General features: G+C 66.5%; 33 protein-coding genes and 1 tRNA gene. 13 read left to right on the top strand and 21 right to left on the bottom strand.

Features of this window, described 5'->3' with window-relative positions; all coding sequences use genetic code 11:
* Positions 1-2: 2 nt before the first annotated feature.
* Together KIH31_RS01130 and KIH31_RS01125 are read left to right on the top strand one after the other, a co-directional pair.
* Positions 3-656: a histidine phosphatase family protein gene (locus KIH31_RS01130; protein WP_214425226.1), complete on the top strand. Its 654-nt coding sequence runs from the start codon at positions 3-5 to the stop codon at positions 654-656.
* A gap of 85 nt (positions 657-741) precedes the next feature.
* Positions 742-1,641 (top strand): diacylglycerol kinase family protein, encoded by a 900-nt coding sequence (locus tag KIH31_RS01125; RefSeq protein ID WP_214425225.1) that lies wholly within the window; start codon positions 742-744, stop codon positions 1,639-1,641.
* A 207-nt stretch (positions 1,642-1,848) separates the two neighbouring features.
* Here KIH31_RS01125 and KIH31_RS01120 read toward each other — a convergent pair whose 3' ends face one another.
* From KIH31_RS01120 to KIH31_RS01070, 12 genes are all read right to left on the bottom strand, one after another.
* Positions 1,849-2,088, bottom strand: a complete 240-nt coding sequence (locus tag KIH31_RS01120; protein WP_214425224.1) for a hypothetical protein — start codon at positions 2,086-2,088, stop codon at positions 1,849-1,851.
* Between the two features lie 16 nt (positions 2,089-2,104).
* Positions 2,105-2,686, bottom strand: coding sequence for a helix-turn-helix domain-containing protein (locus tag KIH31_RS01115; RefSeq protein ID WP_214425223.1), 582 nt, complete (start codon positions 2,684-2,686; stop codon positions 2,105-2,107).
* A 2-nt stretch (positions 2,687-2,688) separates the two neighbouring features.
* A complete protein-coding gene (locus KIH31_RS01110; protein ID WP_214425222.1) occupies positions 2,689-3,234 on the bottom strand; it encodes a hypothetical protein in 546 nt (181 codons plus the stop codon).
* 645 nt (positions 3,235-3,879) lie between these two features.
* Positions 3,880-5,070, bottom strand: coding sequence for a phage major capsid protein (locus KIH31_RS01105; RefSeq protein ID WP_214425221.1), 1,191 nt, complete (start codon positions 5,068-5,070; stop codon positions 3,880-3,882).
* 325 nt (positions 5,071-5,395) lie between these two features.
* Complete coding sequence (locus tag KIH31_RS01100) at positions 5,396-5,617, bottom strand: hypothetical protein (RefSeq protein WP_214425220.1); 222 nt, start codon at positions 5,615-5,617, stop codon at positions 5,396-5,398.
* Between the two features lie 298 nt (positions 5,618-5,915).
* Complete coding sequence (locus KIH31_RS01095) at positions 5,916-6,101, bottom strand: hypothetical protein (protein ID WP_214425219.1); 186 nt, start codon at positions 6,099-6,101, stop codon at positions 5,916-5,918.
* Positions 6,098-6,388 (bottom strand): hypothetical protein, encoded by a 291-nt coding sequence (locus tag KIH31_RS01090; RefSeq protein ID WP_214425218.1) that lies wholly within the window; start codon positions 6,386-6,388, stop codon positions 6,098-6,100. The genes KIH31_RS01095 and KIH31_RS01090 overlap by 4 nt, the downstream gene beginning before the upstream one ends.
* Positions 6,385-6,585: a hypothetical protein gene (locus KIH31_RS01085; RefSeq protein ID WP_214425217.1), complete on the bottom strand. Its 201-nt coding sequence runs from the start codon at positions 6,583-6,585 to the stop codon at positions 6,385-6,387. Before KIH31_RS01085 ends, KIH31_RS01090 begins: the two co-directional genes overlap by 4 nt.
* Positions 6,582-7,331: a helix-turn-helix domain-containing protein gene (locus KIH31_RS01080; RefSeq protein WP_214425216.1), complete on the bottom strand. Its 750-nt coding sequence runs from the start codon at positions 7,329-7,331 to the stop codon at positions 6,582-6,584. The genes KIH31_RS01085 and KIH31_RS01080 overlap by 4 nt, the downstream gene beginning before the upstream one ends.
* Positions 7,332-7,348: 17 nt before the next feature.
* Positions 7,349-7,708: a hypothetical protein gene (locus tag KIH31_RS01075; RefSeq protein WP_214425215.1), complete on the bottom strand. Its 360-nt coding sequence runs from the start codon at positions 7,706-7,708 to the stop codon at positions 7,349-7,351.
* 13 nt (positions 7,709-7,721) lie between these two features.
* Positions 7,722-7,892 (bottom strand): DUF6011 domain-containing protein, encoded by a 171-nt coding sequence (locus tag KIH31_RS18450; protein WP_374224841.1) that lies wholly within the window; start codon positions 7,890-7,892, stop codon positions 7,722-7,724.
* Positions 7,893-7,906: 14 nt separating this feature from the next.
* On the bottom strand, positions 7,907-8,107 hold the full coding sequence (locus KIH31_RS01070) for an AlpA family transcriptional regulator (protein ID WP_250545330.1): 201 nt from the start codon (positions 8,105-8,107) through the stop codon (positions 7,907-7,909).
* A 103-nt stretch (positions 8,108-8,210) separates the two neighbouring features.
* Here KIH31_RS01070 and KIH31_RS01065 point away from each other — a divergent pair, with 103 nt between their 5' ends.
* Both KIH31_RS01065 and KIH31_RS18360 read left to right on the top strand, forming a co-directional pair.
* Positions 8,211-8,702, top strand: a complete 492-nt coding sequence (locus tag KIH31_RS01065; RefSeq protein WP_214425214.1) for a helix-turn-helix domain-containing protein — start codon at positions 8,211-8,213, stop codon at positions 8,700-8,702.
* The gene (locus KIH31_RS18360; protein ID WP_307857494.1) at positions 8,677-9,798 is read left to right on the top strand and encodes a site-specific integrase; all 1,122 of its coding nucleotides are present in this window, start codon (positions 8,677-8,679) and stop codon (positions 9,796-9,798) included. The genes KIH31_RS01065 and KIH31_RS18360 overlap by 26 nt, the downstream gene beginning before the upstream one ends.
* A 30-nt stretch (positions 9,799-9,828) precedes the next feature.
* Here KIH31_RS18360 and KIH31_RS01055 read toward each other — a convergent pair whose 3' ends face one another.
* Complete coding sequence (locus KIH31_RS01055; protein WP_214425213.1) at positions 9,829-10,320, bottom strand: YajQ family cyclic di-GMP-binding protein; 492 nt, start codon at positions 10,318-10,320, stop codon at positions 9,829-9,831.
* Positions 10,321-10,486: 166 nt separating this feature from the next.
* Here KIH31_RS01055 and KIH31_RS01050 point away from each other — a divergent pair, with 166 nt between their 5' ends.
* Both KIH31_RS01050 and KIH31_RS01045 read left to right on the top strand, forming a co-directional pair.
* On the top strand, positions 10,487-10,735 hold the full coding sequence (locus tag KIH31_RS01050) for a hypothetical protein (protein ID WP_214425212.1): 249 nt from the start codon (positions 10,487-10,489) through the stop codon (positions 10,733-10,735).
* 86 nt (positions 10,736-10,821) lie between these two features.
* Positions 10,822-10,903: transfer RNA gene (locus tag KIH31_RS01045), tRNA-Tyr, on the top strand.
* 189 nt (positions 10,904-11,092) lie between these two features.
* Here KIH31_RS01045 and KIH31_RS01040 read toward each other — a convergent pair.
* From KIH31_RS01040 to KIH31_RS01030, 3 genes are read right to left on the bottom strand one after another with little or no spacing between them, the layout of a single operon-like run.
* Positions 11,093-12,040 carry a hypothetical protein gene (locus KIH31_RS01040; RefSeq protein WP_214425211.1) on the bottom strand — a complete coding sequence of 316 codons (948 nt, stop codon included), beginning with the start codon at positions 12,038-12,040 and terminating at the stop codon, positions 11,093-11,095.
* Positions 12,037-12,699 (bottom strand): cytochrome b N-terminal domain-containing protein, encoded by a 663-nt coding sequence (locus KIH31_RS18025; RefSeq protein WP_214425210.1) that lies wholly within the window; start codon positions 12,697-12,699, stop codon positions 12,037-12,039. Before KIH31_RS18025 ends, KIH31_RS01040 begins: the two co-directional genes overlap by 4 nt.
* On the bottom strand, positions 12,696-12,854 hold the full coding sequence (locus tag KIH31_RS01030) for a hypothetical protein (RefSeq protein ID WP_214425209.1): 159 nt from the start codon (positions 12,852-12,854) through the stop codon (positions 12,696-12,698). Before KIH31_RS01030 ends, KIH31_RS18025 begins: the two co-directional genes overlap by 4 nt.
* A gap of 157 nt (positions 12,855-13,011) precedes the next feature.
* Between KIH31_RS01030 and KIH31_RS01025 the strand changes: the two genes are divergently transcribed.
* The 3 genes from KIH31_RS01025 to trxA all read left to right on the top strand — a co-directional run bounded on the left by KIH31_RS01025 (position 13,012) and on the right by trxA (position 15,208).
* Positions 13,012-13,485 (top strand): MarR family winged helix-turn-helix transcriptional regulator, encoded by a 474-nt coding sequence (locus tag KIH31_RS01025; protein WP_214425208.1) that lies wholly within the window; start codon positions 13,012-13,014, stop codon positions 13,483-13,485.
* 26 nt (positions 13,486-13,511) lie between these two features.
* Positions 13,512-14,735, top strand: coding sequence for an MFS transporter (locus KIH31_RS01020; protein WP_214425207.1), 1,224 nt, complete (start codon positions 13,512-13,514; stop codon positions 14,733-14,735).
* A gap of 80 nt (positions 14,736-14,815) precedes the next feature.
* Positions 14,816-15,208, top strand: a complete 393-nt coding sequence (gene trxA, locus KIH31_RS01015) for a thioredoxin (RefSeq protein ID WP_214425206.1) — start codon at positions 14,816-14,818, stop codon at positions 15,206-15,208.
* An 86-nt stretch (positions 15,209-15,294) separates the two neighbouring features.
* Here trxA and KIH31_RS01010 read toward each other — a convergent pair whose 3' ends face one another.
* From KIH31_RS01010 to KIH31_RS01000, 3 genes are read right to left on the bottom strand one after another with little or no spacing between them, the layout of a single operon-like run.
* Complete coding sequence (locus KIH31_RS01010; RefSeq protein ID WP_214425205.1) at positions 15,295-15,573, bottom strand: putative quinol monooxygenase; 279 nt, start codon at positions 15,571-15,573, stop codon at positions 15,295-15,297.
* 50 nt (positions 15,574-15,623) lie between these two features.
* A complete protein-coding gene (locus tag KIH31_RS01005) occupies positions 15,624-16,568 on the bottom strand; it encodes a DNA-3-methyladenine glycosylase (protein WP_214425204.1) in 945 nt (314 codons plus the stop codon).
* Positions 16,569-16,605: 37 nt separating this feature from the next.
* Positions 16,606-17,793 carry an SLC13 family permease gene (locus KIH31_RS01000; RefSeq protein ID WP_307857493.1) on the bottom strand — a complete coding sequence of 396 codons (1,188 nt, stop codon included), beginning with the start codon at positions 17,791-17,793 and terminating at the stop codon, positions 16,606-16,608.
* Between the two features lie 111 nt (positions 17,794-17,904).
* Between KIH31_RS01000 and KIH31_RS00995 the strand changes: the two genes are divergently transcribed.
* The 4 genes from KIH31_RS00995 to mptB all read left to right on the top strand — a co-directional run bounded on the left by KIH31_RS00995 (position 17,905) and on the right by mptB (position 23,626).
* Positions 17,905-19,290, top strand: coding sequence for a cystathionine beta-synthase (locus KIH31_RS00995; RefSeq protein WP_214425203.1), 1,386 nt, complete (start codon positions 17,905-17,907; stop codon positions 19,288-19,290).
* Between the two features lie 28 nt (positions 19,291-19,318).
* Positions 19,319-20,473 carry a cystathionine gamma-synthase gene (locus KIH31_RS00990; RefSeq protein ID WP_214425202.1) on the top strand — a complete coding sequence of 385 codons (1,155 nt, stop codon included), beginning with the start codon at positions 19,319-19,321 and terminating at the stop codon, positions 20,471-20,473.
* A gap of 53 nt (positions 20,474-20,526) precedes the next feature.
* Positions 20,527-21,837: an MFS transporter gene (locus tag KIH31_RS00985; protein ID WP_214425201.1), complete on the top strand. Its 1,311-nt coding sequence runs from the start codon at positions 20,527-20,529 to the stop codon at positions 21,835-21,837.
* A 148-nt stretch (positions 21,838-21,985) separates the two neighbouring features.
* Positions 21,986-23,626, top strand: a complete 1,641-nt coding sequence (gene mptB, locus KIH31_RS00980) for a polyprenol phosphomannose-dependent alpha 1,6 mannosyltransferase MptB (protein ID WP_214425200.1) — start codon at positions 21,986-21,988, stop codon at positions 23,624-23,626.
* Here mptB and KIH31_RS00975 read toward each other — a convergent pair.
* Both KIH31_RS00975 and KIH31_RS00970 read right to left on the bottom strand, forming a co-directional pair.
* A complete protein-coding gene (locus KIH31_RS00975) occupies positions 23,602-24,939 on the bottom strand; it encodes a glycosyltransferase 87 family protein (RefSeq protein ID WP_214425199.1) in 1,338 nt (445 codons plus the stop codon). The two genes, mptB and KIH31_RS00975, sit on opposite strands and share 25 nt — an antisense overlap.
* Positions 24,940-25,143: 204 nt before the next feature.
* On the bottom strand, positions 25,144-26,313 hold the full coding sequence (locus tag KIH31_RS00970) for an amidohydrolase (protein ID WP_214425198.1): 1,170 nt from the start codon (positions 26,311-26,313) through the stop codon (positions 25,144-25,146).
* Positions 26,314-26,392 lie beyond the last annotated feature (79 nt).

Below are 26,392 nucleotides of genomic sequence, written 5' to 3'. Positions count from 1 at the left end.
CCGTGAGACTGATCCTGATCCGCCACGGCCAAACGCCCTCGAACGTGGCCCAGCTGCTGGACACCGGCGTGCCCGGGCCCGAACTGACCGAGCTCGGCCGCCGGCAGGCAGCCGCGCTTCCTGAGCTCCTCGGCAACGAGGGCATCGGGGCCCTGTTCGCCTCGAACCAGCTGCGCGCCCAGCTGACCGCCGCCCCGCTGGCGGACGCCCTGGGCCTGGACGTCCTGGTGCGCGCGGGACTGCGTGAAATCGCCGCGGGCCACCTGGAACTGCGCAGCGACGAAGAGGCCGTCCGCAGCTACATGAGTACCGTCCACGCCTGGACCAGCGGGGAGCTGGAGCGGGCGATGCCGGGCGGCCCGGCGGGACACGAGACCTTCTCCCGATTCGACGCCGTCGTCGCCGAGGCTCTCGGCTCCGGTCACGATACCGTGGCGATGGTCAGCCACGGTGCAATGATCCGTGCCTGGACGGCCGCGCGGGCAGTAAACCTCGGGCCGGACTTCCTTGTCCGGTCCCAGCTGGGCAACACCGGCGTTGTCGTCCTTGACGCCACGGACCGGCGCTACGAGGTGCTCACCTGGATGGGGGAGCCGGTCGTCAGCCCCGAGCTGGCCGGCAGCGGAGCGGACGGCCCGGCGGGAGATCCGTTCTAGACTTCAGTACAGACCCGGCATGAACCGTGCGAAGCAGACTGCGCTCGCCGGGGTCAGACGTATCCGCCCGCAATGGAGGCTTTACATGCCCGATCATGCCCACCCCTTCGATTCCATCTCGATCATTTTCAACCCCAACAGCACCGGGGACGCACCGGGGATGGCCAAGGAGCTGCACGACGAGCTGCGCGAGCGCCTTCCTGCCGACGCCGTCGTCGAACTCAAGCCCACGGAGCACGCCGGGCACGCCGTCGAGCTGGCGAGGGAGGCCGCAGCCAAGGGGCACGCCCTGGTCGTCTCGGTCAGCGGCGACGGCGGCTACAACGAGGTCGTGAACGGCGTGATGGTCGCGGACAACCCCGACGCTGTATGCGCCGTGATGGCCGCGGGCAACGCCAACGACCACCGCCGGACCACCAAGCGCCAGCCGCTCGCGGACGCGATCGTCGAGGCCAACGTGCGCCGCATCGACCTGCTGCGCCTGGTCACCGGCGACGGTCCCGACGCCGAAACCCACTACGCCCACTCCTACATCGGGTTCGGGCTGACCCCGATCGTGGCCATCGACATCGAAAAGGGCGGCAAGGGATCGCTGAAGGAAATGGTGTCCGTGGTGCGCTCGTTCGCGAAGTTCCAGCCGTTCGAAATCCGCCACACCAACGGCAAGGTCCGGCGGATCGACAGCCTCTTGTTCGCGAACATCCCGCAGATGGCCAAGTACGCCAAGCTCAGCGAGGCGGACGAGGAGCCGGATGACGGCAGGTTCGAGGTGGTGACCTTCCCGCACATGCCCAAGTGGCGCGTGCTGCTGCTGGCCCTGCGGTCCGCGACGATCGGACTGGGCCACCAGCCGAGTCACAGCAGCTACGAGTTCTCCACCCTCAAGCCGCTGCCGTACCAGATCGACGGCGAGGTCAAGGATGTGCCGGCGGAAACCCGGGTGCGGGTCGAGATCGCCGAAGGCGCACTGCCCGTCGTCGGCTAGGCAGCCCTGATGCCCTGTTAACGCGCAAAGGCGCCGGTCCGCTGCGGACCGGCGCCTTTGCGTTGCTTAGCGGTAGTTGATGAACTTCTGACCCGCGCTTGAGCGGCGTTGTGCGCGTCCAAGTTCCGCGTGATGCCGGGGTTTGGGCTGCTGGTGTCCGATGGTGGAAATTGCCCTTTTGCGGACCTGCTGCGGACTTTTTGCGGACTAGGCGTCCTTCCACCCGCCTTCCCGGACCCATCTCTTGATCTCCATAAGCTCGTCGTCCGCCTTCGTTAGAACAGCGATGCTTACAGTGCGGTGCGTGAGGCTTTCCTGCTCGATCATCCCGTCCGCCAAGCGCTTAGCGTGATCGACCGACTCCGCATCAAACTGGAGCGGAGGTGATTGACTCGGACCGCCGTTACTGTCCGGCGGGAAGAGAAACGTGAGCTCGAAAGTCTGCATGCGGACAGGCTACCCGCTAAGCGAACGGGTCTCGCTCGGGCTCGACCCATCGCCCATCCTTATTTGCTTGCCGCTGCCGTAGCCATTCGACCAACTCTTCTACATCGTCGGCGTGCATCATCATCCGATTGCCTACGCGGGTGTAGGCGCCGGATATGCGACAGAAGGTCCGTACGGAAGACTTGCTAATACCAAGCTCAGGAGCAACCTCCTCCGGGGTTCTAAAGACCGGCGAGGACGAACGCTGGGTGCGTGGTTGACCCGAGGCCGCTTCGGGATCGGCCAGGGCTTGAAGCGGCTGCCCTTGTCCCGACACGTCTAGTTCAGGTCCGGGCAGGTCTGACTGCTCATCCTCAGCGAACCGGCTGACTGGCGGATATCCGCCCTTCGGCTCCATCGGCAGCGAGCATAGCCACTCCTCTAGTTCAGAAACCAAGATCACTGGCTTGGAGTTGGCATAGCGGGCGATCAGGTCATGGTTGCGCAGGGCACGGCGAAGCGTGGCCACGCTATAGCCGCACGCCTCGGCCGCCTCATCCAGCGTGAAGGCTAGCTTTGGCTTCACAGGTATGAGCCGCGATTCTTCAGTGAGCAACACGATCAGTGCGGAACGTCTTCAGGCCTCAGCGGTACCCCGATGCTGTGCACACGCCACTCATCGAACTCTTCGCGCCAGACCAGAGTAACGACACCCGCTCCAGCCATGATCTGCTCTTCTAGTAGCTGAAAGTTCTCGGTAATGCCCGACAGGATTTTGAAATAGGCGACCCCATCATCTCCGACGGCTCGCTCCGCGTTCGAGCCGTAACCTGCGTCCTTGACTGATGCCAGAAAAGCGGCGGCGTCCTTGAAGTCGCCAAAGGCCGGCAAGGATTCGGGCGTAGCCAACCGGGAGAGCGCGTTAAAGTTCGAATCTGGATCACCAAGGGCATTACAGAACAGCATTCCAACCGCAACCGGATCTTGAAACGAGAACTGTGGGAGAACACTAGCGACTTCAGCATCGTCGGTAGCGCGGCGCCATCTCTCAGAAGGCTGGTCATCGGGGTGTGAGTTATATGTCATGCGGCGCAGCCTACCGGCAATTGATTGCGAAACGTGCAGCTCCCCAACTTGAATGACCGAGTGGGGTTTGACCATCTCCACCGATTTCCACGGCGACTGACTGCCCGGTGAGTCAGATCCCTCCCCGCGTATTTCCTCACATGGGGGTGGGAGGTTGGAATCCTGCCACCTATCGTCGGGCCGCTGACTGCCACGGTGAGTCTTTTCTATTCATGGCAATTTTTTTCCACACGTTTGGCCCTTGAGCGCGCCCTCAGTGCTTCCACCGCCCCCCTACCTCCGGGGAGGGAGAGGCCACTTACCCGATGAGTCTCCGTCTCGTAGCGGCGACAGAGATTCGTACCTCCCCGTCGGTCGTCGGTCACAGCCATTCCGGAAGGGCGCCTTCAAGCGCGTATTCGGCGTCGTGTGGTAGCACGCGCGTGCGCGATGGGGGTGGGCCAAAAATATCTCTAGCCGACTTACCCGGCCGGCGACTCCGCCGGGTAGTCGCTAACACACACAGAGCTCAGGGGGTGCTGATGGCCCGGACGTTGATTGTCCGGGCCATCAGGTTGGCTATTTCTTTGTTGCTGCGGGCTTTGTGGTCTTGGCCGGTTTGACCCACCCTGACGCTTCCCAGTGCTTGGCTACAGCGTCGGGCACGTCGGCTGTGTCGCCGGCAGTGTAGATGGTTCCCTCTTCAACGACTCGGAACGGCGGGAGGATTTCTACCTTTGCCATGGCTTAGGCCAGTGCCGTGAGGATGTTGACGGCGGAGGGGCGCTGCACTCCGAGCGCAAGACGCTCGCTCGCCCGGACCTTCACCAAGCCGTTGCTGAAGTCGTTGCCGCTGCTGTTACTCATCTCAAGGGTGATGCCCTGCCGGATGAATGCCGTGGCGGCGATCTGGAGGTTAGCCAGGACTGCGGTGCCCGCGGCGATCTGGGTTGTGAGGACAATCGGGATTCCCCACACATCAGAGACGGCGGTCTGCCCCGGGTCTCCGAGGAGGTAGCGGCCGTAGGAATCCTTTTCCCGGCGGATCGCGCCCCACGTGGTGGGATGAATTACCAAAGCGTCGGGCTCGCAGAAGCTTGAACCGGTGCGCAGATCGTCGATTCCCTCAGCGATAGTGTCGAGGGCACTCTCTGTGCCTTTCGCTCGCGTGATGACTCCGGAGGTATTGAGGAGGCCGCGGATCTCCGGGGACGTGCCACTTCCGTTGAGCAGAGCGTTGTTCTCGGCGTCGATGATCTGGCGCTGGAGTTCAACGGATACGTAGCTGCGGAAGGTGGCGAAGTCGGCCATCAGCTCATCGGTCAGCGTGGTGAGGATGCCGAGCTTCTCCAGCTTGATGATGGTCTGGGTGGTGGCCAGCGAGGTTTCCGGGTAGGCGCTGCCGGCTGCCACGGCGGCAGCCGAGGCGGAGCTGGAGGCGTGAACAATGAATTCGACAGACGGCGCCTGAGTTGGCGTGGTCGGCAGGTGGTCGAGGATCCGAACCGGTTCGAAGGGCTTGTCAACGAGCCCGATGAACTGTGGCGGAAGCTGCCCGTCCGTGGTGATGGAGGATGCGGCGTCCTTCATGCCCAGTTCGGCGCGGAAGTTGCCGCCGCCCTTGAGTGACGAGAAAGCCTGCTCCAGCGCATCATCGGGGACGCTCAGGGTGGGGACGCTTGCGCCCTTCGTCGCGATGCCGGCAGCGATGTTCTTAGCAATGGGCGATTCGCCGTAGCCAGGAGCGGAGCCGCCGACCATGAGGCGCTTGGCCTCGTCGTGGAGCTTCAGCGTTTCCTGGTGCTGCTTGAGTTCAATGGTCAGGCCGTCGAGGGCGGTCTTCTTTTCAACGTTGCTGAGGCGGTTGTTCTTGAGGATGGCCTGGGATTTGGTTGCCAGCTCGGCGATGGCGCGGCGCGCTTCGATGGTGTTCGACAAGGGATTTCTCGGGATTCTGCGGACCCTGAGTGAATGTAGGTGTGCCGGCGGACGCGATGCGTCATTGCGGCGGCTTTGCGCTCCTCTGGCCGTCGCCGTGGTGCGCGGTAAAGCACTTACTCCGAGTTTGCAGGGGTGTCCTTGTCGGTTCCGTCTCCGGGGGCTTTCGCTCCGGGAAAGGGGGCCGTCAATCATCCGTGCCTAACTTCCGGTTCCTAGTATATCGGCAATATGTTCCGGTGATGGCTATTGAAATGGAGATTGTGTTCCAAGACGGTGGTCGGGTGGCAACTGGCGCTCTTCTCGCCAGTTGCCACCGTCACGCTTACCTCATGCAGCTCGGGCAGTCGGGGAATGTCACTGCCCGCCCGTGATATTTCGGTTTGCATCCTGCCCCGCAATTGCATCGAATATCGAGCAACGCGGCTGTCGCCTCAATCGCGTGAAGCTCGTGCTCGGGCGGCTTGACGATGGGTGCGAACTTGAACTGTGGGTCGAAGGCGGCGCGCATGAATGCGTCGTTCCAGTCGGGCAGATCATCGGACACGGGTTCCTCCTGAGTTCTTGATGAAGGTGCGGGTGGTGTCGGCGTTGCAGTTGGGGCATCGGGCGCCCGGTGCGGGTTTGGAGCACCGCGGGCAGGGCGGGGGCGTGGGGGCAAGTAGCTGTTCCAAAAATTCACTCATTGCCGGTTTCCTTTCGGGCGCTCTTTGGCAGGGGCGGGAGTTGCTTGGCCGGCGGGAACGTCGGCCCGTTCATGGCTCGTTTCTGTTCCTCTGCACGGCGGGCGATGAACCGGACTTGGATTTGCCGGGCGTACGGGCGGACTTTGGCTTTGCTGCTGCTCATCGTGTCGCCTCGATGTGGTCTGCGAGGTCGTGGAGGGCGTCCGCGAGGACTCGTGCTTCGTCGGGCTTGAGGTGTGCTGCGAGATCCTGGCCGCGGAAGAGGCCGATGCCGCGGGTTTCGCGCCAAGGGCCGTCTTTCCAGATCCACAGGCGGGGCTTCACGGTGGGGCGCTGGGCGGTCATGGTTGCGCCTCATATCGGTATTCGGCCAGGGGACCGAAGTCATTTGTCAGGATGGCGCCTGCTATGCCTAGGAGCCGTTCGAATTCGCCGTTTCGGGCGAAGAGGTTCCAGCCGCCTGCCCGGCCGTTGCGTCCTGTTTGTGTCTGGTCATCTGGCCGGCGTTTGTCGTGAATGCTGGCCAGCTCCATTAGCGCCTGCCATTGTTGCCGCGTTAAGTCGGCGGGTGGCAGTCCGTCGACAAACATGGAGCACCACTCCGTATCGCGTTTCACTTCCAATAGCGTCATGAGCAGGGCTCCGTTCCTTCCGGCTCGTAGGCGGCCCGTAGCGTGGAGAGTCGGGCTTCTGAGAGCAGGGCCCGGTTCCGCCACGTCCGGGCCCGGTCGTGGGCTTCCTGGGCGGTCTGGCGGTACTGGTCAGCGAGGGCGATGTATTGGGCTTTTGAGAGGCGCATGCTGGCTACTGAGGGCGAATCGCCGGTCATGAAGCTTTCCTTTCGGCGGCCATCCGTTTTTGCAGTTCAGTCATTTGTCTTTGGCGTTCCTGTTCGAATGTCAGGCCGTGGTTGTCTCGGTCAATTTCGCCCGTCTGCTCATTTCCCTCGCGGGCGTCACCTGAGGTGATGCTCGCCGCATGAAGATTTGACTGATGAGGATTTACTTCATGAAGAGGTAATGAGGAGGTAGGCGGAAGCTGGCTTCCGGTGTTTGTGTCGAGGACTTCCGGTGATGTGCTGCGAACTTCCGGTGTTCCGGTATGAACTTCCGGTGTTTGTGTCATTTCGGCCCGCTTATCACCGGAAGGTGACTTCCGCTGTTCTCCCGTTGCGACGTCGTAGTCGAGGCCGTCGAGGTCCCACACGTCGAGGTCGTTTTGTGCCTCTTGGTGGAACCAATCGAAGAGCGCCTGAGGTACGGACAGCTGGTAACGGCTTGCCATTCCCTTGCCTCCGCGCCCGAAGCTGCTGCCCTTGACTTGGAGGTAAAGAAGGCCGAAGCGCTCCAGGTCTTTGAGATGGTCACGGACCGCACGGTCTGAGATGCCAGTGTGGGCGGCGAGACGCTTCTGCCCGGGGTAGATGTTCTGTCCGGTCTTGGTATCGGCGTAAGTTGCAATCGTGAGCGCTACGAGCTTCGTGTTCTGCTTGGGGAACCGGCACTGGCGCACGACCTTCTCCCACTCGAACCTTCCGGCTTCCAGGAGGTTTCCCCACGGATGCGATACGACCACGCCAGGCTCCCGTTCGCTCAGGCCAGGGCGGCGATGACTCGGGCGGCTGCTGCGAGATCAGCGACGAGCTCTAGGGCGTCGGCCGGCGAGAGGCTGGCGTAACTCGGGGGTTGGTGTCCCGCCATCCACACTTCGATGCTGTGGCTGTTCGTCGTGAAGTCCCATACCGGCGTGATGATCCAGCCGCGGTTAGTCGTTTCCGGTCCGACCCAGCGAGTCGAGCTCCCAGGGGCAAGCGTGTAGCCCTCAGGAGGCATCGGGCAGGGGCCAAGTTCGGTCTCCAGGGCGGCGAGCGTCGCGGTCGGCCTTTCCTCCCTCTGCTTGGCGATCTTGGCGAGTTCTAGCAGTGTGGCGGGCCACGGGGTAATCTGAGTCATCGGGACTTCCTTCTTAGTGGTTGGTTGGTTCTGTACTGACGGTCTCGGTGTTCGCAGCACCGGGGCCGTTTCTTTTCGATTGCCCCCTGCACTTCGGACCGATGCCCGTTGCGAGGGACTCCTTGCTCACCATTGGCGCTCCGCACACCCGGCAGCGGGCTACGAGCCTGAGCTCTGCGTTCACGGGTACGGGTGCGCTCACGCGGTTTCCTCTGACTCAAACGCGGCGTTTACCCAGTCGATTACGTCCTGCTCGCGGTACATGACGCGGCCGCCGAGCTTGGCGCACTTCGGGCCAGTCCCCGCGTGCTTCATCCAGCGAAGCTGTGCGGGCGACTTCCGAAGCATCTGGGCGACTTCTTCAAGCGTCAGCAGCTTCATGGCCTTTACCGTTTCCATCGTTCCTCCTTCGGTTACACGCATTTCTAGTAGCGTGCTACTAGAAATGAGATTACTTGCGTTACTAGTAGCTGTCAACTGGCATTTCTAGTACAGTGTTGGCATGTCCAGTCACGACGAATTTCTCGGCCAGGTTCTTGCGCTTAAACGCGGAGAGATGAGCCAACAGGCCTTAGCGGAGGCGATGCGAGCCCGCGGCTGGAAGTGGTCACAGGCCACCGTTTGGAGCGTCGAAAAGGGCGAAAGGCCCCTTCGGATCTCTGAAGGTATAGATCTGGCCGCCATTCTTGGAGTCAGTATCGAGGATTTCCTGGTTGACCCAGTGCTGGCGAGCTACAGCAAAGAGCTATCTGATGCCCACGAGGCTCAGGTCCGTGCCGCACGGGACATAACGTCAGGAGTAGTGCGGTTCCTGCGGAGTGAACAGCGGGTTCGGAACTTGCTGCAAGAGGCTGAAGAGCAGGACATAGACACCGCCGAAGCCTGGGTGAGTGTCGCCATCACTGAGCCGGGAACAGTGGAGGATGCTGTCCGAGCGGGTAAGGAGCTATTCGAAGCGGAGCGTTCCAGTGGCGAGCATAAAGAAGAGGCCTGACGGGGCGTGGCGCGCCCGTTATCGTGACGCTGCCGGCAAAGAGCACTCCAAGCACTTTGCAAGGAAGATAGACGCTCAGAAGTGGGTTGATGAAGTCACTGCGTCGGTGGTGACCGGAACCTACGTCGATCCGAAGGCTGGCAAGATCACCTTCCAGCGCTGGTTCGATGAATGGTCTGACCGGCAGGTATGGGCACAGGGAACCGTCCTGGCAGCCCAGCAGGCGGCGGATTCAACCACCTTCAAGGATGTGCCGATAAAGACGATCCGGCCATCCCACGTCCAGGAGTGGATCAAATCCATGTCCAAGCCTGCGGACTCCCGGCTAGGTGGCTTGGCGCCCAGTACGATCAAGACCCGCTTCAACTACGTGCACATGGCCTTCAGGGCTGCTGTCCTTGACCGGGTGATCCCCCTAGATCCGACGTCCAACGCCGTGCTTCCCAAGGCGAGACGGGCCGAAGCGGCAATGACTATCCCGGCCGTGGATGAAGTCGCCAAAGCATTGGAGGTCGCGCAGGATTGGTTCCGTCCCTTCATTGGCGTTTGCGCCTTCGCCGGCCTGCGGCTGGGCGAAGCGGCCGGCTTGCAGCTCGGCGACGTGGACTTCCTGCGGAGGACAATCTCCATCCGGCGGCAGGTGCAAGGCTCGAACCGGAAGAATGCGGAAGTCGTTGCGCCTAAGTATGGTTCGGAGCGCGTCATCTATGTGCCTGAGGCTCTGGTCCAAATGGTTGCCCGGCATGTTCAGGAGGTTGGCGTCCGAGGCGATGAGCAGTGGTTGTTTTCATCCGGCGGGGCGCTGCTGAACCGGAACATGGCGGGCCATCACTGGCGGCAAACGCGGCTCGCGGCGGGGCTAGGGGAGTACACCCTTCACGACCTGCGGCACTTCTTCGCTAGTGCCCTTATCGCGGATGGCTGCGACGTAGTGACTGTGCAGAGGGCACTCGGGCACTCGTCCCCGACGATCACGCTCGGCGTCTACGCCCACCTCTGGCCCTCGGCTGAAGACAAAACGAGGACCGCAGCCGCGGGACTGATGGCTGCGGTCCTCGGTAATCCTGCGGACTCTGGGCGGACTAGTGTGCAGTGACCCGCGTCTGACTAGGCGCTTCGTTCTGTATTAGCGGTAGTTGATGAACTGCAGGTCGACGTCGAGGTCGCTGGACTTGAGCAGCGCCATCACGGCCTGCAGGTCGTCGCGGGACTTCGAGCTCACGCGCAGCTCATCGCCCTGGATCTGCGACTTAACGCCCTTGGGGCCCTCGTCGCGGATGATCTTGTTGATCTTCTTGGCGGAGTCCTGCGCAATGCCTTCCTTGATGGAGGCCTCGATGCGGTACTCCTTGCCGGAGGCGAACGGCTCCCCGGCGTCGAGGGACTTGAGCGAAATGCCGCGCTTGACGAACTTGGACTGCAGCACGTCCAGGACGGCCTTGACCCGTTCCTCCGAGTTGGCCTTCATGAGGATCTTTTCGCCGCTGAAATCTGCCTCGGCGCCGACGCCCTTGAAGTCGTAGCGCTGGGCCAGTTCCTTCTGGGCCTGGTTCAGCGCGTTGGCGACTTCCTGCTTGTCCACCTTGCTGACGATGTCGAACGAAGATTCGCTGGCCATGGTTACCTCCGCAAATAGTCGGGATTTTCTCTCCGCCCAGCCTAGTCGGTCCGGAAGAAGGCCGCGCCTCACAGGCTGCTCAAAGTAAATGTTGAGCGTGTGCCCACGCCGGAGCGACAGAGTGGAGACGTGTCCCAGGAGCAAGACCGAGGAAGGGGTTCCCCTCATGCCGCAGCACCGCACCCGCCGCTACGTTCTCCGCTCGGCCCAGCTGGCGGCCGGTTCCGTGGTGGCAGCGGCGACGGTTGCCGCGGCTGCCGCCTTCGCCCCGGCGTCGGACGCCAGCACCCGGCTCCAGGGGGTGCATGAGGACCTGGCCCGCGCCGTCGCCCTTCAGCAGATCACGCCCGAGCAGGCCGCCCGGTTCGAAGCGCGCCTGGCGGGGCACCTCCAGGCCGGGTCCGCAGGGGCGTAAGCGGCCGATTCGATTCTGCGCCGAATAACTAGTATCGTTTTACTGCTCCCACTTACCGGGGAGGTCCTGGGATTTCTCAGGAGTCGGGCAGATTACCCGAGCGGCCAAAGGGGGCTGACTGTAAATCAGCTGGCACTGCCTACGGGGGTTCGAATCCCTCATCTGCCACGGTAAAGAAAAAGGTCCCTGACCTGCGGAAACGCGGGCCAGGGACCTTTTTTGCATCCGGCAGACGCCCGGCTTCTCCGGCCCGGGAGGAAAAACCTTCGGATCCTGCCCCTTCGCGCGGGGAACGGCCTTTCCACCTCCCTGGGCGGCGGCGGAACGCCGGAAAGCCCGGGCCCGCGCCCCGAGCCCTCAGCGCCGGCGGTAATAGTCCTTCCAGATCAGCCGGTGCACCGGGATCCAGCGGGGGATGGACCTGAGCCCGGGGATGAAGGGGAGGAAGGTGAGGAGCAGGGTGAGCACCACCATCAGCAGGACGGCGAGCAGATCCGCGTTCGAGGCTGACTTGATCGGCTCCACCTGGTACCAGAAGGAGAACAGCCACAGCCAGGACTGGCCGGGGTAGTTGCCGGTTTCGTTCATCATGCCCCACTGGTCGCCGGTCAGGTGCTGGCCGTCCGCCAGCCCGGGGAAGTAGCCGCCGTCGCCCATGAAGAGGATGCTGCGCGTGTAGTCGAGGTTGTAGAACGAGCCGCCCGACTGCAGGACGCCGTCGAGCGTGCCGTCCTTGGCCATGCCCAGCAGGGCGGCTGTGAGTGCCGGGACCGGCCCGTAGTTTCCCGGAGCGACCTTCGCCGGGTCGTTGTCGGGCGCCTTCGACAGGGCATCGGCGTAGGCCGCGGCCCAGTCCGTGCGTTGTTTGTCGTCCGCGCCGGTCCAGGCGGAGAGGGCCGCCGGGGGACTCGGAAGGGTCTTGAGCGGCCCGATCACGAAGTCGTTCGCGGTGTCGACCGGCAGCCGCACGCCCGAGAAGCTTTGCAGGTCGAGCGGTCCGAGTTTCTGCGAGGCGTCGGAAGTCGAGTTGTACGGCGGCCCGTAGCCGGCGGTGTCACTGGTCCCGCCGAGTTCCGCCGTGGCAGTGGCGACGAAATCGGCGGGGGCCTCAGCCGCCCAGGTCTTCAGTGTCACGCTGGCTTCGTCAGGGGAGCCGAAGGCCGCCGAAATGCCCAGGACCAGCAGGCCCACGACGACGAGGCCCACCACAAGCTCCTTGAACAGGTCGTATTCGCGGACCGTGCCCGTCCATGCCCGTGCCGCGAGATCCGTCCGCGGCCGGCGTCGCGCTTGTGCTGTGCTCATGGCCGCTCCAGTTGGGCATCGGACTCGGCCGCCTCAAGGGGTGGCACGACGCCGTGCACACGGACCAGGACCACGTGCAGCGCAATGACAGCACCGAGAGCGAGCGGCATCAAGGTGACATGCCAGGTGAAGACCTGGCCGATGTCGGAAACCTTGAACCAGGCGCCGACGCCGACCGCGTTGAGCGCGTCCTTGGCCTGGAAAGCGATCCACTGGGAGTCGAAGTTGGTCTGCAGCAGGTAGCCGGTGAACGCCGTCACGATGGAAGCCACGAAGGCGATCATCCCGGTGATCCAGGTCAACGCGCGGCCCCCTCGCCAAGCCGCCATCCAGAACTTCCCCCAGAGGTGGATCACCATGAACATGAAGAAAAGCTCCACCCCCCACAAATGGGTGCTGTTGACGAAATGGCCCAGCCCGGAGGTGTGGTACCAGAGCGGGCCGTTCAGGCCAAGGATGATGCCCGACGCGACCACCCAGACCAGGGCGGCGATGGCACCCATGCCGAACACATAGATCCACGAGGCCACGTAGCTGGGCTGGTCCTCCGGCAACAGCTTCTCCGGCGGGAGGCGGCGCAGGAGCCACCCGCGTGCCTTCCCTGTCCAGGTGCTGTACCGGTCCTGCGGTCCGGGGCCGGACGCCTGGTCTGTGCTCACTGCCGTTTCCGGCCCGGCGGGAACGGCAGGAGCAACGCGGCGGCAAACAGGAGGATCATCACCACGATGACAATGAGATTGCCGAACTGGATGGTGAAGCTGCCGACTCCGATATACACACCGGGTCCGGCGGCCGCCATTAGATGTGGGCCCATACGGCGTCTCCTGGGGTCGTTTCCCTCTTGTGGCGGGCCGGTGGGGCGCCGCCCGCGATGGTCCCAGCGTCCGCGGGTGACCGCGGCCCGGACAGTGCCGAAAGTCACGCAGCACTGCCTTGACGGCCGGACAGGGTGATAGTTAGGCTACCTAACTATGGAACCTGTACAGGGCGCCAGCCAGAAGGAACTGGTCGCTCTCGCCGCCAAGTACCGCGAGAGCCTGCGCCACGCCGTCTACCTCACGCGCTCGCTTGACGCCGAAGGCGACCTGACCACAGCGCAGGTGAGCACGCTGAACATGCTGGCGGAGGCGCCGCTGCGGATCGGCGGGATTGCCCGGCGGAGCGGCATCAAGGTGCCCAGCGCCACCGAACAGGTCATCAGGCTCGAGGCCGCGGGGCTGGTCCTGCGCCGGCCTGATCCCGACGACGCCCGCGGCGTGCTCGTGCAGTTGACCGAACGCGGTGCCCAGGAGCTGGCGGCGGCCAACCAGCGGCGCAACGCGATCCTGGCGGAGCGGCTGGCGGCGCTGAGCCCGGACGACCGCACCGTGCTGGAGGCAGCGGTCCCGGTCATTGACCGGCTGAACTCGCTGATCCCCGAAATGACGAAACCAGAGAAGAAGTAGCCGGAAAAGAAGTAGAAGGAGCGCCCGTGGCGTCCAAACTCGCGGCTGAAGCCGCAGACGAAAGCACCTACGAGGCCGAGAAGGCCTCATTCCTGAAGCAGCCCAAGGCCGTGTGGGCGACGGCACTCGCCGCCGTGTTCGCGTTCATGGGCATCGGCCTCGTGGACCCGATCCTGCCGGCCATCGCGTTGAACCTGCAGGCCACGCCCAGCGAGGTCTCCCTGCTGTTCACCAGCTATTTCCTCGTGACCGCTGTCGCGATGCTCGTTACGGGCTTCGTCTCCTCCCGCATCGGCGGCAAGAAGACCCTGTTGATCGGGCTCGCCCTGATCGTGTTGTTCGCCTCCCTCGCCGGCACCTCGGATTCGGTGTCCACGCTGGTGGGCTTCCGTGCCGGCTGGGGCCTGGGCAACGCACTGTTCGTCGCGACAGCGCTCGCCGTCATCGTCGGGGTCGCCAGCGGCGGCACCGGGACCGCCATCATCCTCTACGAAGCTGCCCTCGGCCTGGGCATCTCGCTCGGCCCGCTGCTGGGTGCCCTGCTCGGCGGCTGGCAGTGGCGCGCGCCGTTCTTCGGTACCGCGACCCTGATGGCCGCTGCCTTCATCGCCCTGACCTTCATGCTGCCCAGGACGCCGGCCCCGGCCAGGAAGGCCCGCCTGCGCGATCCGTTGCTGGCCCTGGGCCATGCAGGGCTGCGGACGACGGCGGCCAGTGCCTTGTTCTACAACTACGGCTTCTTCACCATCCTGGCCTTCACCCCGTTCATCCTGGGCATGAACGCCTACGGCATCGGCGCGGTCTTCTTCGGCTGGGGCGTGGCCGTTGCGGTGTTCTCGGTGTTCGTGGCGCCCGTCCTGCAGCGGCGCTTCGGGGCCACCAAGGTCCTCGTCGGCACCCTCGCCGCGCTCTTCCTCGACCTGGTCGGGCTGGGCCTCGCGGCCGGGCACTCGGTGCCGTCCGTCGTCGTGCTGGTGATTGCTGCGGGAGCGATGCTCGGCATCAACAACACGCTCTACACCGAGCTGGCCATGGGCGTGTCGGATTCGCCCCGGCCCGTCGCCTCGGCCGGCTACAACTTCGTGCGCTGGATGGGCGGGGCGCTGGCACCGTTCCTCGCCGCCCAGCTCGGCGAGCACTTCGGGCCGCAGGTCCCGTTCTTCGCGGCAGCCGTGGCAATCGTGTTCGGCATCGCCGTCGTGATCGGCGGCCGGAAGTACCTCTCCGCGCACGAGCCGCACGTCGTCTAGGGGCCCGTCCGCGGGTATTCCCCTCCACGCGGTCAGCGAACAGGCTGACGCGGCCGGGAAGACTCGCGTACGGTGGAAGCATGGCTACCGTAGATATCACTGCCGAGTCCTTTGCATCCACCATCGAGGGCAACGACATCGTGCTCGTTGACTTCTGGGCCGACTGGTGCGGCCCCTGCAAGATGTTCGCCCCGACCTTCTCGGCGGCATCCGAGAAGCACCCCGATGTCACCTTCGCCAAGGTCGATACGGAGGCGGAGCAGCAGCTGGCCGCGGAGGCCAACATCACCTCCATCCCGACGCTGATGGCGTTCCGGGAAAAGGTGCTGGTCTTCTCCCAGCCGGGTGCGCTGAACGGCTCCCAGCTGGAGCAGGTCATCGAGGCCGTCAAGGGCCTTGACATGAACGAGGTCCACGAGGCCGTGGCAAAGGCCCGGACCGAAGCCTCGCAGCAGGACAGCGGAGCCCAGTAACGGTTCACTCCCGCCAAGCCCATTGCGAAAGGCCCGGACAGATGTCCGGGCCTTTCGGCGTATCAGCAGCGGGAAGCGGAACCGGGCTAGACGTAGTCCAGCTGAACCGGCCGGGCCAGCAGCGCGCTCAAGGACTCATTGAGGTCCTGCACGGCAGAGCCCTTGCTGTGCTTGTCCAGGTCCTCCTGCGAAGCCCAGCGCTCGGTGAGGACGATCTTGTCCTCCGCAGCTTCGGTGATTTCATAGCGGATGCAGCCGGGTTCCTGGACCACCTGCTCGACGGCGATGTCCAGGGCAAGCTTGACGCGGGAGAACTCGCCCTCGTTGGGCGTGAAGGTGGCAATAAGGTCGATAGGTTCGCTCATGCACCCTAGACTATCGCCCGAAGGAAGCCGCACGGTTCCGTGACGCGGCGTCAGTGCCGGCGGTGGTCCTGGATCGTCATCCGCGGCCCGAAGGAGGGCTTGCGGAAGCCGCTGAGCATGATCATCCGCACCACCCGTTGCCGGTGCCCGCGCCAGGGCTCCAGCAGTTCGAGCATCCCGTCGTCGTCCACCGGCTTGCCGATCAGGGCCCAGCCCACGTAGGCGGCCAGGTGGTAGTCCCCGACCGAGACCGAATCCGGGTCCGCATGGGTGCGCTGGGTGACTTCGGCCGCCGTCCAGATGCCGATGCCCGGAACCGTCTGCAGCTTCGCCGCTGCTTCCGCGCACGGCGCCTGCGCCAGCCGTTCCAGCCCGGACGCCAGCCGCGCCGCGCGCATCACGGTGTCGGAGCGCTGCGGGCCGACTCCGGCCCGGTGCCACTCCCAGGAGGGGATGCGCAGCCACTGCGCGGGGGTGGGAATGGCGCGGAGGCCGGCGGGGGCCGGTCCCGGGGCGGGACTGCCGTACTTGGCCACGAGGTAGCGCCAGCCGCGGCGCGCCTCGATGTTGGTCACCTTTTGTTCCAGCACGGCCGGCACGACGGCGTCGAACATCCGTCCGGTGGCGGGCAGCCGGACCGACCGGTGGCGGCGCCGTGCCTCGGTGACCATGCGGGGGAGGGTGGCATGGAACCCGGCATCGTCGAACCCGGACCAGTCGTCGTCCTGGCCGATGAGGCCCGGCACAGTGTCCAGGGCTGCGGCCGCGCCGGGGCCCCAGGCCCGCGCCCGGATGATGCTGCCGTTTTCGCTCAGCAGCAGGGTGGCTGTCCCCGCGGCGGTCGTGAACGCGAACCAGCAGCCTTCCGGTGTTACCCGGACGGCGGGATCCGCGGAGCCGCGGCGCAGGACGCCCACAGTGCCGTGCAGGTCGTAGTCGCCTTCGAACTCTCCGGTGAGGGCGGAATCGGCCTCGGGGAAAGCGGTGGCGGTCATGTTCCCATCTTTTCACGGGCCGCCGACGGCGGCGGACTCAGCGCGCGCCGGCGGTGAGCCAAAGTGCCAGCGTAGCCAGCGGCAGCACGAGGACGACGGCGACTAGACCGGCCGCCGCGTACCCCCACCACGACACGCGCACGCCCAGCGCCTGCAGGCGCTCGTGCCAAAGCAGCGTGGCGAGCGAGGCCCACGGCGTGACAAGCGGACCGAGGTTGACGCCGATCAGCAGGGCCGCCAGCCGGACGGGGGAGTGGGCCACCGGCTCGAGTGCCAGGTAGGCGGGGAGGTTGTTGGCGCCGTTGGCAGCCAACGCGCCCAGACCGCCAAGCTGCAGCAGGTTCAGGTACCCCTCACCGCTGCCGGCGACGCGGCCGAGGAGCCGGGCCAAGCCGTGCGCGTGCAGGGTCTGCACGACCATGAACAAGCCGATGGTCAGAATGAGCGGGCGCCACGGGGCCATCGACCAGCGCAGCGTGCGCGGGCTGCGGAACAGGTAGACGAGCACCAGCAGGGCGGCGGCGATGCCGGAAGGGATCGCCACCGGGACACCGGAGACGAGGGCAGGCAGCAGCAGCAGCACCGTTGCGGAGGCGACGCCGAGCAGCACCTTGTCCTTTGCCGGCCGTGCCGGGCGGGGCGTGAAGGTCCCGCGCAGCTGCCGGCGGAACGCGAGCCACAGGACCGCCGCCGGAACCAGCACGCCCACGGCCGCGGCCGCCCACACCAGCCCGGCGAAGCGTGCCGGGCTCAGGTTCAGGGCGTGCTGGGCCAGCAGGTTCGTCAGGTTGGAGACCGGCAGCAGCATGGAAGCCGTGTTCGCGAGCCAGACAGTGGTCAACGCGAACGGGAGCGGCGGAATCTTCGCGTGCAGGGCCAGCAGGACGACGACCGGCGTCACCAGCACGGCCGTGGTGTCCAGGGACAGGAAGATGGTGGCCACCGCCGAGAGCGCCACCACCAGCAGCCAGAGCAGCCAGACCTTGCCCCGGCCGAAACGGGCCAGCCGGTCGGTGACGGCCCGGAACAGCCCGGCGTCGTCGGCCAGTTCGGTCACGATCGTCATCGCGACCACGAAGGCCAGGATCGGCACCGTCCGGTCCGCCAGTTCCAGGAAATCCCCCCACGGCAGCCAGCCCGCCAGCAGGGACACAATGCCCGCCAGCAGCAGGAGCAGGGGCAGCGCGGCGCCGCGCAGGTTCTTCACGGCATCCGCTGGGCTCACGCCTCCCATCATGGCAGGAAGCCGGAGGCGTCATGCGCAGCCGCCCCGGGGACCGTCCCGTAGCGCGCAGGCCGTTGGTCCCGCGTGCGGGCAGGAACTACCGTGGTACCCATGAAGTATGCGAATTCCGTCCTGGACCTGATCGGCAACACGCCCCTGGTCAAGCTCAACCAGGTGACCGAGGGCATCGCCGCCACGGTCCTGGCCAAAGTCGAATACTTCAACCCCGGCGGTTCCGCCAAGGACCGCATCGCCGTCAAGATGATCGACGCCGCTGAACGGGAGGGCAAGCTCAAGCCCGGCGGAACGGTGGTCGAACCCACCTCCGGCAACACCGGGGTGGGGCTTGCGCTCGTGGCGCAGCAGCGCGGCTACAAGTGCGTCTTCGCGGTCCCGGACAAGGTGGGCGAAGACAAACGTGCGGTGCTGCGCGCCTACGGCGCCGAGGTCGTGGTCACGCCGACGGCGGTCGAGGCCGACAGTCCGCAGTCCTACTACGGGGTGTCCGACCGGCTGGTGAAGGAAATCCCCGGGGCGTACAAGCCGGACCAGTTTTCCAACCCGAACGGGCCGCTGAGCCACTACGAGACCACGGGCCCGGAAATCTGGCGCGACACCGAGGGCAAGGTCACCCATTTCGTGGCCGGCGTCGGCACCGGCGGGACGATCAGCGGCACCGGCCGCTACCTGCGCGAGGTCTCCAGGGACCGCCCTGCGGACGAGGGCGGCGAGGTTCGCGTCATCGGAGCCGACCCCGAAGGCTCGGTGTATTCCGGCGGAACGGGACGGCCCTATCTCGTGGAGGGAGTCGGCGAGGACATCTGGCCCGGCTCCTACGACCCCGCAGTCCCGCATGAAATCCTTGCGGTCTCCGACGCCGACAGCTTCGCAATGACCCGCCGGCTCGCCCGCGAGGAGGGCCTGCTGGTCGGCGGCTCCTCCGGGATGGCCGTCGTCGCCGCCCTGCGTGCCGCCAAGGACCTGCCGGCGGACGCCGTCGTCGTCGTCCTCCTGCCGGACTCCGGCCGCGGCTACATGGCCAAAATCTTCAACGACCAGTGGATGCAGTCCTACGGCTTCCTGCAGAGCGGGGACGAGCCGGCCGTCGGTGAGCTGCTGCGCGCCAAGACCGGCGAACTGCCCGCGCTGGTCCACATCCACCCCAACGAAACGGTGCGGGATGTGATCGCCCTGATGGACGAATACGGCGTCTCGCAGATCCCCGTGCTCTCCAACGAACCGCCTGTGGTGATGGGGGAGGTGCTCGGATCGGTGGACGAGCGCTCGCTCACGGCCAAGCTGTTCCGCGGCGAAGCGAAGCTCACCGACAAAATCACCGACCACATGCAGCCGCCGCTGCCGATCATCGGCTCCCTCGAGCCCATCTCGGCGGCCCGGAAGAAGCTGCAGGACGTCGACGCGCTCATGGTCACCTTCGTGGGAGCGCCCGTCGGAATGCTCACCCGCCATGACCTGTTGCTCTACCTGAGCAACTAAAGACGCCGCGACGCACCAAGGAGTTCCCATGACTGAAGGCTTCAACACCCGTGCCATTCACGCCGGGCAGGCATTCGACCCGACGACCGGGGCCGTCGTCCCGCCGGTGTACCTGACCTCGACCTTCGCCCAGGACGGCATCGGGGGCCTGCGCGGCGGCTACGAGTACGGCCGCGGCGGCAACCCGACCCGGGACGCCCTGCAGGAGCAGCTTGCCGCCCTGGAGAACGGCACAGCCGCGTTCTCGTTCTCCTCCGGCCTGGCTGCCGAGGACTCGCTCATCCGTGCCCTGCTGCAGCCCGGGGACCACATCGTGCTCGGCAACGACGTGTACGGCGGCACCTACCGGCTGATCAACCGCGTGCTCGGGCCCTGGGGCATCAGCCATGCGACCGCGGACATGGCGGACGCCGCATCGGTTGAAGCGGCCGTGGCCGCCGGCAACGGGCGCACGCGCTTCGTCTGGGTGGAAACGCCGTCGAACCCGATGATGAAGATCACCGACATCGCCGCGCTCGCGGACACTGCCCGTGCCGCCGGCGCCCTGCTGGTCGTGGACAACACGTTCGCGACCCCCTACCTGCAGAACCCGTTGGATCTGGGCGCGGACATCGTGGTGCACTCGACCACCAAGTACATCGGCGGCCACTCCGATGTGATCGGCGGCGCCGTCGTCGTCAAGGACGCCGGCCTGGCCGAGAAGATCGGCTTCGTCCAGTTCGCCGTCGGAGCCGTGTCCGGGCCGCTCGACGCCTGGCTGACGACGCGCGGTTTGAAGACCCTCGGCGTGCGGATGGACCGCCACAGCTCGAATGCGAAGGCCGTCGCGGCCTGGCTGTCGGAACAGGCCGCGGTCGAGCGCGTGCTCTACCCCGGCCTGGCGGACCACCCCGGCCACGAACTGGCGGCCCGGCAGATGAAGGACTTCGGCGGCATGGTCTCGGTCCAGCTCAAGGGCGGCGAGGCGGCAGCCAGGAAACTGGCTGAGTCCACGCGGGTGTTCACGCTGGCCGAGTCGCTGGGCGGCATTGAGTCCCTGATGAACTATCCGTCCGAGATGACCCACGCGTCGGTCAAGGGCACGGAGCTCGCGGTGCCGGAAAACCTGGTCCGGCTCTCGGTCGGCATCGAGGACGAAGCTGATCTGCTCGAGGACCTGGATCAGGCCCTGCAGGGCCTCTGACGTCCCCTGAACGTCCGCTGCCCTTCCTGAACCGCGTCGATTAGGCTTTCCGCATGCCTTCACGCCCGCCTGCAACCACCCGGCGCCTGCACCCCGCCTGGGTGGTCGCCGCAGTGGCCTTCCTGGCCCTGGTCGGCGCCGCCGGGTTCCGCGCCGGCCCGAGCGTGTTCATGATCCCTCTGCAGGACGAATTCGGCTGGTCCCGGAGCGTGCTCTCGCTGGCGGTCAGCATCAACCTGGTCCTGTTCGGGCTGACGGCACCCTTCGCCGCTGCCCTGATGGAGCGTTTCGGTATCCGGGCGGTCACCGCCACGGCTCTGGTGGTCATCGGGGCCGGCAGTGCGCTGAGCGTGTTCGTCGTTGAGCCCTGGCAGATCGTGCTCACCTGGGGTGTGCTGATCGGCCTCGGCACCGGGTCGATGGCACTGGTTTTCGCCGCGACCATCGCCAATACGTGGTTCCACCGCCGGCGCGGGCTCGTCGTCGGCATCCTCACCTCCGGCAGTGCCGCCGGCCAGCTCGTGTTCCTGCCGATCCTGGCCCAGCTGGTGCAGAATTCCGGCTGGCGGTCCGCGTCCTGGCTGGTCGCGGGTGCGGCTGTCGCCGTCGTCCCGCTGGTGCTGCGCTGGCTGAAGAATTCGCCGGCGGAGGCGGGGGTGCTGCCGTACGGTGCCGGTCCCGAAGCGGCCGGGGCTGGTGAGCCGGCCCCCGTGCCGCAGCGCGGGGCCAACGCTGCCCGACGCGCGCTCGGGGCCCTGCGCCGGGCGAGCCGGGTGCGGACGTTCTGGGCCCTCGTCGCAGGCTTCGCCATCTGCGGGGCCACCACGAACGGGCTGATTGGCACCCACTTCATCCCCTCGGCGCACGACCACGGGATGCCGGAGACGACGGCCGCCGGGCTGCTCGCCGTCGTCGGGATCTTCGACATCGCCGGCACCATCGCCTCCGGCTGGCTGACGGACCGGTACAACCCCAGGATCCTGCTGGCCGTGTACTACCAGTTCCGCGGGCTTGGCCTGCTGGTGCTGCCTGTGCTGCTGTCCTCAAGCGTCCAGCCGAGCATGCTGGTGTTCGTGGTCATCTACGGCCTGGATTGGGTCGCCACGGTCCCGCCGACGGCGGCGATCTGCCGGGAGGCTTTCGGGGCGGACGGCAGCGTCGTTTTCGGCTGGGTTTTCGCGGCCCACCAGCTCGGGGCGGCCGCAGCAGCCTTCGCAGCGGGCTACGTGCGGGACGCCACCGGCCAGTACACCCTCGCCTGGTTCGGCGCCGCCGCGCTGTGCACCGTGGCGGCCGTGATCAGCGCGCTGATCCGCCGCGGGACGCCCCGTGGCGTGCCGGAGGCGGCACTCAGCGAGCCGTGAACGGCGCCAGCCGGGGCGGCACCCGGAAGCCGGGCGGTGAAGGGCCGGTGCTAGAATTCACGGACGAGACAACCCGGATGCCGGCTTTGCTTCGAGTCAATGACGCCCGGCAATCGAGGGTCCCCCAAAGAGCGTAAGAGGAACATCGATGACCGTTGGCGATACTGGTCTGCCGGTTTCGGCGGCCCCTGCCGGCAACGTCGATGAAGCGGTTCGTGAACCGGGCTCCCCGGCCGCGGGCGACCGCCCGGTGAAGCCTTCCCGGCCCGGTCCCGACCGGCCGGGTGTCGCCGTCGTGCAGGGCCTGGTGGGTTCGCTGATGATCTTCATCGGCTCCCTCGGGGTGGGCTGGCTCGCCAACGGCTCGGCGCTGCTGCGCAACCCGCTGATGATCATGATGCGCACCGACGCCAACGGCGTGATCGCCAGCACCGCGCTGCTCACGCTGGGGGCGATGCTGCTGATCCGCTCCTGGCTGCGGCTGGGCCAGCGGCTGGCGGGCTGGGGCGCGCCCGCGCGGCGGCCGGTGCTGTGGGCGGTGGCCGCCTGGACGGCTCCGTTGCTGGCCGCCGTCCCGATCTTCAGCCGGGACGTCTACGCCTACATCGGCCAGGGCAGGCTCATGGTGGAGGGGATGAATCCCTACACCACCGGGATCTCGTCGCTGTCCAACTGGTACTCGCTCGGCGCCGACCAGGCGTGGGCGCAGAACGCGACCCCGTACGGGCCCTATTTCCTCTGGCTGGAGCAGCTGGTCGTGTCAGTCACCGGTGCTTCGCCGGAAACCTCCGTGTTCCTGTTCCGCTTGCTCGCTGTCGCCGGGGTGGCCCTGTGTGCCTACTACGTGCCGAAGCTGGCGGCCCTGCACGGCATCGACCCCGCGCGGGCGCTGTGGCTTTCGGTGGCCAATCCGCTGTTCCTGATCAGCTTCGTGGCCAGCGCCCACAATGACGCGCTGATGGTCGGGCTCGCGCTGGCCGGCACCTACTATGCCGCGACCAAACGGCCCGTCCTGGGTGTGGTCCTGGTGACCGCCTCCATCGGCATCAAGCCCATCACGGTCGTGCTGCTGCCCTTCATCGGCCTGCTCTGGGCCGGCATCAACGCCTCCTGGCCGCGGAAGTTCCTGGCCTGGGCCAAGACGCTGCTGCTGGCCGGCGGCCTGCTGTGGGTGACCGGCCTGGTCAACGGCTTCGGCTTCGACTGGATCGGCGTGATCAGCAACACCGGCGAAGGCTGGATGACCTACGCGCCCACCGGCTTCCTCGGCATGGTGGTGCAGTCCCTGGTGGACGCAGTGGGCCTCGACGGGTGGGCGGCAGCCAAGCTGCTGCGCAGCTTCGGGCGGCTCGTGGCGATCGGCCTGGTGATCTGGCTGATGTTCAAGGGCGACGACGCGCGGCTGGTGCGCCGGATGGCCCTGGCCTTCTCCGCCGTCGTGCTGCTCTCCCCGGTCATCCAGCCGTGGTACGTGCTGTGGCTGATCCCGCTGCTGGCCGTGACCGGCATCCGCGACGACTGGCAGACCAAGGCGGTCTACGTCGTCGTCGTGTACTTCGTGGTCATGGGTGCACAGGACCAGCTGTCGGTGCTGTTCTTCGTGGACCTGCAGATCGGGGCCCCCACCGTGGCGATGCTGGTGGCCCTGGCTTTCCTGTTCTACCTGCTGTTCCTGGACCCGAAGACCCGGCGGCTCGTGGCCACCTTCAGCCGGGCCGGGGCCGCCCCGGCGTGGGCGGTCCCCGCCCGGTGGCGGAAGAAGAGTCAGTTGCCCGGCGCCGGCCGGTAGCTTCCCGATGCAGCCGTGTCCCCGGCGGTCGGTTCCGGGGCGGTTCCCGCGCCGCGGCCGAGCAGGTACAGGCGGCGCACGGACCAAACGAACAGCACCACCAGCAGGGCGTTGCGGATGGTCAGCACCAGCGCCATGCCCGGATCGTTGTGGCTCAAGGCGTCGTAGTAGAGCGGGTAGACCACGTAAGTGGCCGCCGCGATGGCGATCAGCAGCGCCGCGGGAACCTTCCACTGCCGCCACGAGTGGGCCAGGCCGACCGCGACGGCCGGCGCCAGCCAGACCATGAACTGGGGCGAGCCGACTTTGTTGAAGACGACGAACGCGGTCACCATGGTCAGGGCCCCGACGAGCAGCAGCTCGCTGCGGTCAACGCCGCGCTGCTTGCCGCGGTGCAGGGCCCAGAACAGCAGGCCGACGACTGTCAGCGCGGCGAGGACGAACAGCGGCTGCATCAGGAACGATGCGACAGCGGTTCCGGGACCGTCCACCTGCATCGAGTTGATCTCGGTGTTCATGTACATGCGCGCACCGTCGACATGCAGCACGGACAGCCACAGCCACGGGGTGGTGAACGTCGCCTCGAGCTGCATGCCCCGGTCGCCTTGCGCGGTCAGGAAGTTCAGCAGCCGCGGGGCGACGCCGAGCGCCAGCGCGGCAATCCCGACGCCGGCGGTCACCGCGACGGCCGCCAGGACCACCCGCACCCGGCTGCGCACCGCGGTGAAAAGGGCCAGCAGCACGGCGGCCGGCCAGATCTTCATCCAGGTGGCGACGCTGAGGATGGCGGAAGCCAGGGCCGGCCGTCCGACGCCGAAGACAAGGGCGATCAGCACGACGGGCGCCGTGAACCCGTCCACGCGGGTGAAGCCGAGCGTGCCCATGATCAGCACGAACAGCAGCCACCACCAGGCGGCACGGGCGCCATCGCGGCTGCGGCCCCAGTTGGTCAGGAAACCGACCGCCAGGCAGTTCAGCGCCGCGATCATCAGCACCCAGATCCCCAGGAACGGCCCGGGGCCGAAGGCGCCGGCGATGGCGATCGGCACGAGGGCCAGAATGGGGTACACCCAGGGGGTCGGCAGTCCCTGCAGCCGGGACTCGTCGAACCCGGCCGCGGCCCACTGGCGGTAGATTCCCGTGTCGCTGAACGCTTCGCCGTGGAAAGCGAAGGTGAGGAAGTAGACGACGAAGAAGAGGTTGACCGCCAGGCAGGCAATGAGCACCCCGGCTGGCGAGAACGCCCGGTCGGTGATGGCCGGGCTGATCAGGGGGCGCCGGGCGCGTGACGGGCTGGGGGCAGGCTGGCTCAAAACGGAAGATCCTTCTCTCACTGGGCCTGCCGGGCCGCCGGCGGCGCGCTCCGGCACGGCGGCCAGATGGGGCGCTGCAGGCGGGTGTCGGTCCAATTTTAGCCTGCCTGCCTCCGGGCGGCGGGGGCCGCCCGCCGCCCGGAGACTGCCCGGTGCCTGCTCAGTGCTTATTGAGATCCTGCTCAGTGCTTATTCAGATCCTGCTCAGCGCTCGGCGACGACCGCCGTGCGGGAGGCCTCGTCGTAGCGGAAGACCTGCCGGCCGCCGATCCAAACCCGCAGGGCGCGCTGCATGACGTCGAGCGGATCGCCGGACCAGAGCACCAGGTCCGCGTCCTTCCCGGCGGCGAGCGAGCCGACCCGGTCGGAGAGGCCCAGGACCTTCGCCGGGTTCAGCGTGATGGCGCGCAGCGCGGTGTCGCGGTCCAGGCCCTCCTTGACAGCCAGGGTGGCCTGGTGGACGAGGAAGTGGATCGGCACCACCGGGTGGTCGGTGATGATCGAGATCTCCACTCCGGCGTCGGCGAGCTTGCCGGGGTTGGCCAGCGACCGGTTCCGCAGCTCCACCTTGGACCGCGAGGTGAACAGCGGGCCGATCAGGACCGGGATCTGCTTGGCCGCCAGCACGTCGGCCAGCAGGTGCGCTTCGGTGCCGTGGTCGATGACGAGTTCATAGCCGAACTCCTCGGCGATGCGCATGGCCGTGGCGATGTCGTCCGCCCGGTGGGCGTGCTGGCGCCACGGGATCTCGCGGCGCAGCACCATCGCCAGAGCCTCGAGCTTCAGGTCTGTGCCGTTCTTGTCCTTTTTCTCCATGTAGTCCCGGGCCTCCTGGAAGGCCTTCCGGATCACCATGGCCGTGCCCAGCCGCGTCGACGGCGTGGCCTTCTTGTCGCCGTACACGCGCTTGGGGTTCTCGCCCAGGGCGGCTTTGAGGCCGCTGGGGGAGCGCAGCACCATTTCGTCGACGTAACGGCCGTGGGTGTGCAGGGCGACGGCGAGGCCGCCGACCGGGTTGCCGGAGCCGGGGTTCACGTTCACGGTGGTGACACCTCCGGCCAGCGCGTCGTCGAAGCCGATCTCGTGCGGGTTGATGCCGTCGAGGGCCCGGACCGCCGCCGTCACCGGGTCGGTCATCTCGTTGGTGTCGTCCCCGGCCCAGCCCTCGGCTTCCTCATGCACGCCCAGGTGGGTGTGGGCGTCGATGAAGCCCGGCAGCAGCCACTGGCCGGCGGCGTCGACGACGTCGGCGCCGCGGGGGATGCGGACCTTGGGCCCGAGGGCGCTGATTTTGCCGTCTTCGACCAGGACTGTGCCGTCGAACGGGGTGCCATCGACGGGTACTACGTGGGCATTGGTGATCGCCAGCGTCACGGGTGGTGCCTTTCGCTTGTCGGGTTGTCGCGCGATCCAACTTACTCCGGCCGCCGCTGCTCAGGCGCGGTGCAACAAT

The sequence above is a fragment of the Paenarthrobacter sp. DKR-5 genome (genome assembly GCF_018531425.1).
Taxonomy (GTDB): Bacteria; Actinomycetota; Actinomycetes; order Actinomycetales; family Micrococcaceae; genus DKR-5.
This window is presented reverse-complemented; position numbering and strand designations above follow the sequence as displayed.